This window comes from Nocardia sp. NPDC003726 (assembly GCF_053586955.1).
Genome location: NZ_JBSFNF010000016.1, coordinates 162,415 through 175,248 on the forward strand (window position 1 = coordinate 162,415; position 12,834 = coordinate 175,248).

At 69.7% G+C, this 12,834-nt stretch carries 9 protein-coding genes; 7 read left to right on the forward strand and 2 right to left on the reverse strand.

The features are described from left to right. Positions 1-64: 64 nt before the first annotated feature. Positions 65-724, reverse strand: coding sequence for a hypothetical protein (locus ACWDMM_RS21690; RefSeq protein WP_449939080.1), 660 nt, complete (start codon positions 722-724; stop codon positions 65-67). Positions 725-1,020: 296 nt separating this feature from the next. Continuing rightward, complete coding sequence (dnaE, locus tag ACWDMM_RS21695; protein ID WP_195083345.1) at positions 1,021-4,569, reverse strand: DNA polymerase III subunit alpha; 3,549 nt, start codon at positions 4,567-4,569, stop codon at positions 1,021-1,023. 254 nt (positions 4,570-4,823) lie between these two features. Between dnaE and ACWDMM_RS21700 the strand changes: the two genes are divergently transcribed. From ACWDMM_RS21700 to ACWDMM_RS21730, 7 genes are all read left to right on the forward strand, one after another. After that, positions 4,824-6,020 (forward strand): sensor histidine kinase, encoded by a 1,197-nt coding sequence (locus ACWDMM_RS21700; protein ID WP_195083346.1) that lies wholly within the window; start codon positions 4,824-4,826, stop codon positions 6,018-6,020. A gap of 271 nt (positions 6,021-6,291) precedes the next feature. Then, entirely contained in the window at positions 6,292-7,089 is a 798-nt protein-coding gene (locus tag ACWDMM_RS21705; protein ID WP_195083347.1) for a LytR/AlgR family response regulator transcription factor, read from the forward strand. Next, the gene (locus ACWDMM_RS21710) at positions 7,086-7,451 is read left to right on the forward strand and encodes a hypothetical protein (protein ID WP_323124758.1); all 366 of its coding nucleotides are present in this window, start codon (positions 7,086-7,088) and stop codon (positions 7,449-7,451) included. Before ACWDMM_RS21705 ends, ACWDMM_RS21710 begins: the two co-directional genes overlap by 4 nt. A 697-nt stretch (positions 7,452-8,148) precedes the next feature. Further along, positions 8,149-9,903, forward strand: a complete 1,755-nt coding sequence (locus tag ACWDMM_RS21715; protein ID WP_195083348.1) for a sodium/solute symporter — start codon at positions 8,149-8,151, stop codon at positions 9,901-9,903. A gap of 161 nt (positions 9,904-10,064) precedes the next feature. Then, positions 10,065-10,421, forward strand: a complete 357-nt coding sequence (locus tag ACWDMM_RS21720; protein ID WP_195083349.1) for a DUF485 domain-containing protein — start codon at positions 10,065-10,067, stop codon at positions 10,419-10,421. Then, the gene (locus ACWDMM_RS21725; RefSeq protein ID WP_449939087.1) at positions 10,418-12,055 is read left to right on the forward strand and encodes a solute symporter family protein; all 1,638 of its coding nucleotides are present in this window, start codon (positions 10,418-10,420) and stop codon (positions 12,053-12,055) included. The genes ACWDMM_RS21720 and ACWDMM_RS21725 overlap by 4 nt, the downstream gene beginning before the upstream one ends. 51 nt (positions 12,056-12,106) lie before the next feature. Next, positions 12,107-12,834 (forward strand): AMP-binding protein (locus tag ACWDMM_RS21730; RefSeq protein ID WP_449939090.1); only part of this gene is annotated, 728 nt, incomplete at its 3' end.

The following is a 12,834-nucleotide window of genomic DNA, read 5'->3' on the forward strand; positions in this document are numbered from 1 at the left end:
CAGGCGGGCCACACGAGCGGGCTAGCGCCTCCTGCGCGAACCGGCGTCACCACACGACTGGAAGCTACTGAACGCCGAAGCCGGTGACGTCGTCGTCTCCCCCGCCAGTCTCGACCCGATCGAGCAGTGCCTCGCTTCCTGACCGCGCACGGCCCGCCGCCAGGTGGGCCACAACCTCGGACAGATGGTTCTCGGACACGTACAGCTGCGCGCCGAACCTATCAGGCCGCAATGTTCCGGATGCGATCAGATCGAACACGGCGGATCTATCCAACCCGAATCGTGTCGCCGCTTCGTCCAACGGGATATACGACGAAGTAGGAGACGCATGGATTCGCTCCGGATCGGTGTACCAGCTCTGCCGTTGGAGCCACCGGAAGTACTCATGGTGGATCCGGGTCCTCGCGCGATGATCGGCCGTTTCGGCCAGGAACTCATCGAGCAAGTCGAACAGTCCGTCGACGGCCGCCTGTTCATCATGGCCGTCGAGCGGCCGAGCCGCGTCGGGGACGCAGATTCGGCTGACGAGTCCGGACCAGCTGAGATTGTTGCCACCGTCCAGTCGCAGGATCAAGAACTCACGGAAGCCGGCCAGCATCGAGCCTTGGCTGCCGATGTCTACGCCGGTGACGAAGGCGACCAGCTTGTCGTATCCCAGCTCGGACCTGGCGAAGTACATGCCAGGTCGCAGTCTGAGGTTGCGCAACAATCCGCGATAGTCCATCCGGCAAGGCTGCCACGATCCGCCGGTTCGGTAGCCGTGACTATGCGGATGTTCCGCAGAACACCTGGTGGTCGACATCGAGTCGATCCTCGCGGTTCGCTTCGGTGACACAGATTCCGAGGCGGCCCTCGATCAGGCGGAGCCGTTGGCCGGGTCCGGCGACATCGGCCAGGTGAGACACCGACGGTAGGCGGCACAGATCGGCCCGGGACCCCAGTCTCAGCGCGGCGGAACCTACGGCCGCCACCGCGGTCAGTGATCAGCGCTGCGGTGGCAGCGATCTCGTCGATGCGCGGTCAGCTCGCCAGGCAGCCCGGGCCGAGCAGCGCCTTCAGGTCGCCCATCAGGGCCGAGGACGGTGAGACGCGCAGGCGTTCGTCGAGTTTCAGCAGCGTGGTCTTGTCCCGGGCGCCGACATGGCGGATATGGACGTCCGACGTGCCGGGGTGCCTGGACAAGACCCGCTTGAGTTCGCCGATCTTGTCCGGGGTGCACATGCGGGTGGTGATGGTGACCGCGAGGGGCTTGGCCACGCCGACGGCGGACAGGTCGGGGACGGCGAGATCGTTGGCGATCAGCGAGATCCGGTCGTCGCGGACCGAGACCCGGGCCTTGACCAGCACCACGGCGTCCTCGACGACGTCCATCCCGTACACCGAGTACGCCTGCGGGAAGAACAGCACCTCGATGCCACCGGTGAGGTCTTCCAGCTGGGCGGAGGCCCAGGCCAGGCCGTTCTTGTTGATCCGCCGGTTCACCGAGGCCAGGATGCCGCCGACGGTCACCTGGGTGCCGTCCTTGATGTCGCCTTCCAGGATGGCGGGGATCTGCGTGTCGGCCTGCGCGGCGAGCACATGCTCCACGCCGTTGAGCGGATGCCCGGACACGTACAGGCCGAGCATCTCCCGCTCCAGCGCGAGGCGGTGCTTGGACTCCCACTCCTCGTCGGGCACCTTCACGTTGAACACCGAGGTCACCGACTCGTCCGCGTCCAAGCCGCCGAACAGGTCGAACTGACCCATCGCCTCGGCCTTCTTGGTGGCCATCACGGCGTCGATGGCGTCGGAGTGGATCAGCATCAGGCCCTTGCGCGGATGCCCCAGCGAGTCGAATCCGCCCGCCTTGATCAGCGATTCGGTGACCTTCTTGCTCGCGGCGATCGCGTCGATCTTGTTCAGATAGTCGGAGAAGTCGGTGAACTTCGACTTCTCCTTGCGCGCCTGGATGATCGAGGCGACGACGTTCGCGCCGACGTTGCGCACCGCGCCGAGACCGAAACGGATGTCCTTGCCGACCGAGGCGAAGTTCTGCTCGGACTCGTTGACGTCCGGCGGCAGCACGGTGATGCCGAGGCGGCGGCAGTCGGACAGGTAGACCGCGGCCTTGTCCTTGTCGTCACCGACGGAGGTGAGCAGGCCCGCCATGTATTCGGCCGGGTAGTTGGCCTTGAGGTAGGCGGTCCAGAACGAGACGAGGCCGTAGCCGGCGGCGTGCGACTTGTTGAACGCGTAACCGGCGAACGGAAGGATGGTGTCCCACAGCGCTTTCACCGCGCCTTCGGAGAAGCCGTTGTTGGTCATGCCCTCGTGGAAGCCCTTGTATTCGGCCTCCAGCACCTCGAGCTTCTTCTTACCCATGGCTTTACGCAGCGCGTCGGCCTTGCCCATGGAGTAGGAGGCGACCTTCTGCGCGATGAACATGATCTGCTCTTGGTAGACGATCAGACCGTAGGTCTCGGCGAGGATGTCCTTGAGCGGTTCCTCGAGCTCGGGGTGGATCGGCTTGATCGGCTGCCGCCCGTTCTTGCGGTCGGCGTAGTCGTTGTGCGCGTTCATGCCCATCGGGCCGGGCCGGTACAGCGCGAGCACGGCGACGATGTCGTTGAAGCCGGTGGGCTGCATGCGGCGCAGCAGGTCGCGCATCGGACCGCCGTCGAGCTGGAAGACGCCGAGCGTGTCACCGCGCGAAAGCAATTCGTAGGTCGCGGGGTCGTCCAGCGGCAGGTTGTCCATGTCCAGGTCGATGCCGCGGTTGGCCTTGATGTTGTCCAGCGCGTCGCCGATGACGGTGAGGTTGCGCAGGCCCAGGAAGTCCATCTTCAGCAGGCCGATGGCCTCGCAGGACGGATAGTCCCAGCCGGTGATGATCGCCCCGTCCTGGGGCCGCTTCCACACCGGGATCGCGTCCATCAAGGGCTCGGAGGACATGATCACCGCGCACGCGTGCACACCGGCGTTGCGGATCAGGCCCTCGAGGCCGCGCGCGGTCTCGTAGATCTTGGCCACATCGGGGTTGCTGCCGATGAGCTCGCGGACCTCGGCCGCTTCCTTGTACCGCTCGTGATCGGGGTCCATGATGCCCGAAAGCGGGATGTCCTTGGCCATGATCGGCGGCGGCAGCGCCTTGGAGATCTGGTCGGCGATGGCGAAACCGGGCTGGCCGAACTGGACGCGCGCGGAGTCCTTGATCGCGGCTTTGGTCTTGATGGTGCCGAAGGTGATCACCTGGGCGACCCGGTCGCTGCCCCACTTCTCGGTGGCGTAGCGGACCATCTCACCGCGACGGCGATCGTCGAAGTCGATATCGATATCGGGCGCGGACGGGCGCTCCGGGTTGAGGAACCGTTCGAACAGCAGGCCGTGCGGCAGCGGGTCGATATTGGTGATGCCCAATGCGTAGGCCACCAGCGAACCGGCCGCCGAACCACGGCCGGGGCCGACCCGGATGCCGACTTCCCGCGCGTGCTTGACCAGGTCGCCGACGACGAGGAAGTAGGCGGGGAAGCCCTTCTGCTTGATGACGTCGAGTTCGAAGTAGGCGCGGGTGTAGTACTCCTCGGGCACCCCACCGGGGAACCGGCGCGCCAAGCCGCGATCGACCTCTTTGCGCAGCCAGGAGTCCTGGTCCTCGCCCTCGGGAACCGGGAAGACCGGCATGCGGTCCTTGAAGGCCCACACCTCGTCGTAGGACTGGACCCGCTCGCCGATCAGCACCGTGTTGTCGCACGCGCCGGGCACCTCGGCGTCCCAGAGCGCGCGCATCTCCTCGGCCGACTTCAGGTAGTAGCCGTCACCGTCGAACTTGAACCGCGTGGGGTCCGACAGCGTCTTGCCGGTCTGCACGCACAGCAGCGCCTCGTGGTTGGCGGACTGATCCTTGGTGACGTAATGGCAGTCGTTGGTGGCCAGCGCCGGGATGCCCAGTTGTTTGCCGATGTTCAGCAGTCCCTCGCGGACCCGGCGCTCGATGGACAGGCCGTGGTCCATCACCTCGAGGAAGAAATTCTCCTTGCCGAAGATCTCCTGCCACTTGGCGGCGGCCTCGAGCGCCTCGCGCTCGTGGCCGAGGCGCAGGCGGGTCTGCACCTCGCCGGAGGGGCAGCCGGTCGTGGCGATGATGCCCTCGGCGTACTGGGCGATGATCTCCGCGTCCATGCGCGCCCACTTGCCGAGCTGACCTTCGATGGAGGCCAGCGAGGAGAGCTTGAACAGGTTGCGCAGGCCGGTGGCGTTCTCGGCGACCATCGTCATGTGCGTGTAGGCGCCGGAGCCGGAGACGTCGTCGCCCTTCTGGCTCGGATCGCCCCACTGCACGCGCTTGGTGTCGAACCGGGAACCGGGCGCGATGTAGGCCTCGATGCCGATGATCGGCTTGATGTCGTGCTTCTTGGCCGAGTTGTAGAACTCCGACGCGCCGTACATGTTGCCGTGGTCGGTCATCCCGACCGCGTTCATCCCGAGCCGTTTCGCCTCCGTGAACAGTGGCGAGATCTTGGCCGCACCATCGAGCATGGAGTACTCGGTGTGGTTGTGCAGATGGACGAACGATCCGGACGAGGCGGCCAAGACGGTCCTTCCTCCCAAGGTCTCGACGGGGGTTGGCTGGACCGATTCTAGGCGGGCGCACCGACTGCTTTTGACCGGCGCGCGGGCGCCGCTCGGGCCTGCGGCGTGTCGGTGGGAAAGATCACCGGCGCGTCCTGGCGACTCGCCGCATAAGCGTCTGATTCCCGCGAGTGTCGGGATCGGCCCGCCGCCATGCCTGGCGATCGCGCCCACCGCGATAATCGGCCCATGACATCCGCGCGCCGGGGCCCGCCATGACCACCGCGCTCGCCGTCGTGGTCGCGGCGGCGCTGATCGCCGGTGCGTTGCTGATCTGGTCGCGCACCCGCAGGGTGGTGACCACCCCCGCCGAGCGGGCGGTGCATTCGGCGCTGCACACCGCGTCGCTGGCGGCGGTCCCGCTGCGGCGCGGGTTGACCGAAGAGTCGGCCAGGGAAGCCGCGCCCCATCTGCGCGCGCTCACCGGCGCGGAGGCGCTCGCGCTGGCCGACGCGGACGGCACGCTGCTCGCCTGGGACGGACCGCACGCCGAACTGGCCGAGTACTTCGCCGAAGCCGCCGCGCGCGCCGTCGCGGGCGAGCGTCCGGTGCTCGTAGCCGGACCCGGGCGCGGCGAGCACGCCGGGCGCACCCTGATCGCCCAACCGTTGCTGGTCGAATCCAACGGCGTCGCCGGTGTGCTGGGCGTCGTGAGCACCGGACAGCCGGGGCCGGGGCGGCTCGGCGCGGTCGCCGAGGTGGCGCGGTACGCCTGCGGCCAGCTCGAACTGGCCGAACTGGACGCGTCGCGGGCCCGGCTGGACCGGGCCGAGGTGCGCGCGCTGCGGGCGCAGATCAGCCCGCACTTCATCTACAACGCGCTCAACACCATCGCCTCGTTCGTCCGCACCGACCCGGCGCGGGCCCGCGAGCTGATCCTCGAATTCGCCGACTTCACCCGGTACTCCTTCCGCGCCGCGGGCGAGTACACGGTGCTGTCGGATGAGCTGCGCAACATCGAGCGCTACCTGGCGCTGGAACGCGCCCGCTTCGGCGACGCCCTGCAGGTGCGGCTGCGGATCGCGCCCGAGGTGCTCGGCGTGGTCCTGCCCTTCCTCGCGCTGCAGCCGCTGGTGGAGAACGCGGTGCGGCACGGGCTGGCGGGCACCGCCAACGGCGGCACCGTGAGCATCGTCGCCACCGACGCGGGCACCGACTGCGTGATCAGCGTCGAGGACGACGGCGTCGGCATGGACCCCGACCTCCTGCGCTCCGGCGCGCTGGACGCCGTCGACACCGGCGCCGGCCCGGCGGGCTCCGGGGAGGCCGCGCACGTCGGCCTGGCGAACGTCGACGACCGGTTGCGCGCGGCCTTCGGCGACGACTACGGCCTGGTCGTGGAAACCGCGCCGGGCGCGGGCACGAAAGTCAGCCTGCGCGTCCCCAAGTTCCGCGCGGGCATCCGGCCGTGAGATCGGCGTGCCCGGCCCCACCCGGCGGCGGCCAACCAAGCACCGCTCAGCCCACGCACGCCGAAAGCACGACTCACACCGGCCGGCAGACCAGCCCACGCGATGCCCGGCTCACGCCCACGACGAGCACCCGACCAGCAGGCCGACCCACGCGAGCGGGAACCACGACCGCATCCGGTCGAGGGACAGCCAGCGGTACCCGGAGCAGGCCGGGGCACGCTGACGACGCCCGGTCGGCGGCCCGGCGGGAGAGCTTTACGATGGAGCGACTGTGACCCGCGTTACCGGCAAACCGGCGGGCGCGCTGCGCGTGCTCGCCGTGGACGACGAGAAGCCCGCTCTGGACGAGCTGGTGTATCTGCTGCGCGCGCGGGCCGAGATCGGGGAGATCCACGCGGCGGGCGACGCCACCAGCGCGCTGCGGGTGCTGCGCGCCCACCCGGTCGACGCGGTCTTCCTGGACATCAACATGCCCGGCCTGGACGGTATGGAGCTGGCGGGCATCCTGTCCGAGTTCGCCAACCCGCCCGCCGTGGTCTTCGTGACCGCCCACGACGATCGGGCGATCGCGGCATTCGACCTGGGCGCGGTCGACTATCTGCTCAAGCCGCTGCGCGAGGCGCGGCTCGCCGAGGCGGTGCGGCGGATCGCCGCCGCTCGCAGCGCGCCGCACCAGGCCGCCGCCGACGAGCGCGCCGACCCGAGCGAGGTCATTCCGGTGGAACTGGGCGGGGTGACGACGCTGGTGCCGAGGACGAGCGTGAGCTGGGTGGAAGCCGACGGTGACTACGCGCGGCTGCACACCAGCCGCGGATCGCATCTGGTGCGGATCCCGTTGTCCGCCTTGGAGGCTCGCTGGCACGACGCGGGTTTCCTGCGGGTGCACCGCTCGTATCTGGTGGCGCTGCGGATGGTCACCGGACTGCGCGCGGTGGGTTCCGGCACCGTGGTGTGCCTGCGGGCCGAGGGCGACGCGCAGGCGGTCGAACTGCCGGTCAGCCGAAGACAGGTGCGCGAGCTGAAGCAGCGGCTGGTGCACCGGCCCCGGCAACACTGGGGCAATCAGTGACCACGCCGCCGCGTCCGGTGCGCGAGCGCGTGGTGCTGTCCGAGCGACGCGGCGCGCGGCGGATCCGCACGCGGGTCGAGGTCGCCGAGCAGACCGAGTTCGGCGAGGCGCTCATCGGCGGTCTGATCCGCGCGCAACTCGGGCTCGCGCTGCGCGTGGGCCTGGTGACCATCGCGCTGCTGTGCGCGCTGCCCGTGCTGTTCCGCGCCGGTTCGATCGGCTCGGTCACGGTGCTGGGCATCCGGCTGCCCTGGCTGCTGCTCGGCGGCGCCGTCTACCCGCTGCTGTTCCTGATCGGCCGCACCTACGTGCGCCTGGCCGAACGCAACGAACAGGATTTCCTCGAACTGGCCGAGGACTGATCGTGCACCCCACCCGAATCCCGTCCGTGTCGATGCCCTGCGGCAGCAGCGGGACGAGCCGGGTACGCCACTCGGCGCGTCCGCGAACCTGCGCCGGGAACACACGCGGCGCGTCCGCGGCCGGGATTCGACAGGAGCGATCCGCGTGCCGCCGTGAGACCGGCTTCACCAGCACAGACATGACGCATGCGCCTCCGCACCCCGCGAGCGGCCCCCGCCCGTCCCGGACGCCCGGCGGGAGCTGGCCGGCGCGGCGAACATCGTCTGGCGCTTCGTTCCCCGCACCGTTCGGCACGCCCATCCGCCGGGGGGCCGCGTGGACCGCCATACCGCGCGCATGCGGCCGACCTTCCTACGGCCGCGCGGTGACCTCCGACCCCACGCTGACCCCGGTGGCGCTTCCCGTCCGGAACATGCGGTGGCCTGGCCGAACGCGACGAACGGGTCTTCCTCGGATCGGCCGGGGACCGAACGTGCGACCGGTCCGACTCCCCGCCACCGGCCGAGCGACCGCCGTGGCCCGCGCGCGCGAATGCCGGACGCCAAGCGGCGACTGGCGGATCTTGCGCCCGCGCCGACCGGGCACGCGCGGTCCGACCACACCGACGGTGCGGGACGCGTCGCTCCTCGCACCGTTTCGCACGCCAGCCGGCCGAGGCGCGGGGGCCGGATACCGCGCCCGGTCCCGAGGCACGCCATGACCTCCGGCACGGCGACCACGCTGACGGTGGCCGCGCTGATCCTCGCCGCGCTGGCGACCGTCGCGATCGGCGCTTACGGTGTGCGGCTCGCGCGCACCACCTCCGACTTCCTCGTCGCATCGCGCAGTGTGGGGCCGCGCTGGAACGCCGCCGCGATCTCCGGTGAATACCTCTCGGCCGCTTCGTTTCTCGGCGTCGCCGGGTTGATCGCCAAGTACGGCGCGGACGCGCTGTGGTACCCGGTCGGGTTCACCGCCGGATACCTGGCGCTGCTGCTGTTCGTCGCCGCCCCGCTGCGCCGCTCCGGCGCGTACACGGTGCCCGACTTCGCCGAATTCCGTTTGGGCTCGGTGCGTTTGCGCAGGCTCGCGGCCACCGTCGTGGTGCTCATCTGCGCGGTGTACCTGATCCCGCAATTCCAGGGCGCGGGCCTCACGCTGCACATCCTGCTCGGAGTGCCGGACTGGGTGGGCGCGGTGGCGGTGGGCGCGATCGTGATCGCCAACGTGGTCGGCGGCGGGATGCGCTCGATCACGCTGGTCCAAGCGTTCCAGTACTGGTTGAAGCTGACGGCGGTCGCCCTCCCCGCGCTGGTGCTGCTCGGGCACTTCCTCGCCGACGAGCGGGAACTGGGCGCGCCGGCCCCGCCGGTGGTGTCCGAACGCACGACCGTCGACGTGACCACCGACGTGGTGGTCCGGGTCAACGCGCCACAGCAGGTCTCGATCACGGGAACGCTCGACGAGCGCGCCGTCGACGGCCCGGTGCCGCTGTCACCCGGCACGCACGAGCTGGCGGCCGGGACGCGGTTGGTGCTCGAGGCAGGGTCCGCGGTGCCGGTGGTGGCGGGCGCCCCCGCCGACGGCGCGGGCTGGCTGGCGCCGGGCGGCGGCCTGGGCGGACCGCATCCGGCCTACCAGGTCTATTCGCTGATCCTGGCGACCTTCCTCGGCACGATGGGCCTGCCGCACGTACTGGTGCGCTTCTACACCAACCCCGACGGGCGCGCCGCGCGCACGACGGCGCTCGCGGTGATCGGCCTGGTCGGGTTGTTCTACCTGTTCCCCGTCCTGCTGGGCGTCTTCGCCCGGCTGTACGTGCCGCAATTGCTGATCACCGGAACCTCCGACGCCGCGGTGGTGCTGCTGCCGGGGGCGGTGGTAGCGGGCCTGCCGGGTCAGCTGCTCGCGGCGCTGGCCGCGGCGGGCGCGATCGCCGCGTTCCTGTCCACCTCGTCGGGGCTGCTGGTGAGCATCGCGGGCGTGCTCAGCACCGACATGCTGCGCGGGCGCATCCGGGACTTCCGCACGGCCGCGCTGGTCGCGGGGTCCGTCCCGCTGGCGTTGTCGCTGACGGTGGTGTCGCTGGACCTGTCGCGCACCGTCGGCCTGGCCTTCGCGGTGGCCGCCTCCACGCTGTGCCCGCTGCTGGTGCTCGGCATCTGGTGGCGCGGACTGACCGCGGCGGGCGCGGCGGCCGGACTGATCGCGGGCGGGCTCGCGGCGGGCGCGGCGACCGCCGTCTCGGTCACCGGCGGTTTCTCCGACGAAGTGGCGGGCGGCTGGCCCGCCGCGCTGCTGAGCTATCCGGCGGCGATCAGCGTGCCGCTGGCGTTCGCCACCATGGTGCTGGTGAGCTCGCGCACCCGCGGCCTCGGCGCAAGGACGGTGAGCCGGATCTTCGTCCGGATGCACGCGCCGGAGCGCTTGGGCATGGGCGCGGACCGGGAGCGCAGTCTCCGCTCGGACTGAACGACGGCTCTCGCACCCTCCGACCGTTCGTCGCGCCGGATCGACCGCTCACCGCAGATTCGGACACCTTCACGGAGTGACCCACACCACAGCCTACTGACGCCCCTGTGGTCTGACTTACCGTCCACGAGAAGTAAGCCACGTCACTTGGTAGGACCATCATGACCAGTACCGAACTCGACGACACCGCACCGCGGCGAGCGCCGAGCGCAGCAGAATTCGCCGAAGTCCAGGCGAGCCCCCAATTCCAGGAACTGCGAACGCGCCTGCGCCGCTTCGTGTTTCCGATGACCGCGCTGTTCCTGCTCTGGTACCTCGGTTATGTGCTGCTCGGCGCGTACGCCCACGACTTCATGAGCCGCCCGGTGTTCGGCGAGATCAACGTCGGATTGCTGCTCGGCCTCGGCCAATTCGTATCCACCTTCGCCATCACCGCGCTCTACGTCCGGTTCGCCAACCGGGAGCTGGATCCGCGCGCGGCGGCCATCCGCGGCTACCTCGAGGGAGACCGAGCGTGAACACCGTGCACACCTACGCCGCGGCGGCGACGGTCGGCAACCCGGTCGCCAACATCGCCATCTTCGGCGTCTTCGTCGTCTTCACGATGATCGTGGTGATCCGGGCCAGCCGGAACAACGCCACCGCCGCCGACTACTTCACCGGCGGGCGCGGCTTCTCCGGCCCGCAGAACGGCGTCGCCATCGCGGGCGACTACCTCTCGGCCGCGAGTTTCCTCGGCATCGCGGGCGCCATCGCGGTCTACGGCTACGACGGATTCCTCTACTCCATCGGATTCCTGGTCGCCTGGCTGGTGGCGCTGCTGCTGGTCGCCGAGATGCTGCGCAACACCGGCAAATTCACCATGGCCGACGTGCTGAGCTTCCGATTGAAAGAAGGCCCGGTACGCACCGCCGCGGCGCTGTCCACGCTGACGGTGTCGCTGTTCTACCTGCTCGCGCAGATGGCGGGCGCGGGCGGTCTGGTGGCGCTGCTGCTCGACGTCACCGACAAGACCGGCCAATCCGTCGTCATCGCCGTCGTCGGCGTGCTGATGATCGTGTACGTGCTGGTCGGCGGCATGAAGGGCACCACGTGGGTGCAGATCATCAAGGCGGTGCTGCTGATCGTCGGCGCGGCGCTGATGACCGTCATGGTGTTCGCCAAGTTCGGTTTCGACTTCTCCGAGATCCTCGCTTCCGCGCAGGAAGCGGTTTCCGGTTCGGCGAACAAGGCCGTCGCCGCGCGTGACGTGCTCGCCCCCGGCGCGCAGTACGGCGGCAGCGAGACCTCGAAGCTCAACTTCCTGTCGCTCGGCTTGGCCTTGGTGCTCGGCACCGCGGGCCTGCCGCACGTGCTGATGCGCTTCTACACCGTGCCCACCGCCAAAGAGGCGCGGCGCTCGGTGGTCTGGGCGATCGGCCTGATCGGCGCGTTCTACCTGTTCACCCTGGTCCTCGGCTACGGCGCGGCGGCGATCGTCGGGCCGGATCGCATCCTCGCGGCCGCCGGCGGGCAGAACTCGGCCGCGCCGCTGCTGGCCTTCGAACTCGGCGGCGTGGTGCTGCTCGGCGTGATCTCCGCGGTCGCCTTCGCCACCATCCTCGCGGTGGTCGCAGGCCTGACCATCACGGCGTCGGCGTCGTTCGCCCACGACATCTACGCCAACGTCATCAAGCGCGGGAAAGCCGGTGAGCGCGAACAGGTCCGGGTCTCCCGGATCACCGCGGTGGTGATCGGCGTGCTGGCCATCGCGCTGGGCATCCTGGCCAACGGCCAGAACGTCGCCTTCCTGGTGGCGCTGGCGTTCGCCGTCGCGGCGTCGGCGAACCTGCCGACCATCCTGTACTCGCTGTTCTGGCGGCGGTTCAACACCACCGGCGCACTGTGGAGCATGTACGGCGGCCTGATCTCGACGATCGTGCTGATCGTGTTCTCCCCCGCGGTGTCCGGCAGCAAGACCGCCATGCTGCCCGGCTCGGATTTCGACTGGTTCCCGCTGTCCAACCCGGGCATCGTCTCCATCCCCCTGGCGTTCGCGCTCGGCATCATCGGCACCTTCGTCGGCGGCAGGTCCGAGGATCCGGCCAAGGCCGCGGAGATGGAGGTCCGCTCGCTCACCGGCGTCGGCGCCGAGAAGGCGGTGGTGCACTGAGCACTGCCCGGCATTCCTCGTCCCCCCTGTTCTTTCGTTAGGAGATCTCGCGTGACCAGCGCAACCACCGATGACCGCGACACCACCGCCTACCCGCCCGCCGCGGAGTTCGCCGCCCAGGCGAACGCGAGCGCGGCGCTGTACGACCGGGCGCGGTCGGATCGGCTGGAGTTCTGGGCCGAACAGGCCCGCAGGCTGCACTGGGAGCAGCCGTGGACCCAGGTGCTGGATTGGAGCGAAGCGCCGGTGGCGAAGTGGTTCGTCGGCGGCAAGCTCAACGTCGCCTACAACTGCGTGGACCGCCACGTCCTGGACGGACACGGCGACCAGGTCGCCATCCACTGGGAAGGCGAACCCGGCGACTCGCGCGCCATCACCTACCGCGAACTGCTCGACGAGGTCTCCCGCGCCGCGAACTACCTCACCGAACTCGGCTTGGAGACCGGCGACCGGGTGGCGATCTACATGCCGATGGTGCCCGAGGCCATCGTGTCCATGCTCGCCTGCGCCCGCCTCGGACTCACCCACTCGGTCGTCTTCGCCGGATTCTCCCCCACCGCGCTGCGCCAACGGGTGGACGACGCCGGCGCGCGTCTGGTGATCACGACCGACGGGCAGTGGCGGCGCGGGGCGGCGGCGCCGCTCAAAGCCGGGGTGGACGAGGCGCTGGGTGAGGGGACGTCGAGCGTCGAGCATGTGCTGGTGGTGCGCCGCACCGGCATCGAAGTCCCCTGGACCGAAGGCCGCGACCTGTGGTGGCACGACACCGTCACCCCCGC

Coding starts and splice junctions, on each gene's coding strand:
- ACWDMM_RS21690 (WP_449939080.1), bottom strand. CDS start 724: ATGGACTATCGCGGATTGTTGCGCAACCTCAGACTGCGACCTGGCATG.
- ACWDMM_RS21700 (WP_195083346.1), top strand. CDS start 4,824: ATGACCACCGCGCTCGCCGTCGTGGTCGCGGCGGCGCTGATCGCCGGT.
- ACWDMM_RS21715 (WP_195083348.1), top strand. CDS start 8,149: ATGACCTCCGGCACGGCGACCACGCTGACGGTGGCCGCGCTGATCCTC.
- ACWDMM_RS21720 (WP_195083349.1), top strand. CDS start 10,065: ATGACCAGTACCGAACTCGACGACACCGCACCGCGGCGAGCGCCGAGC.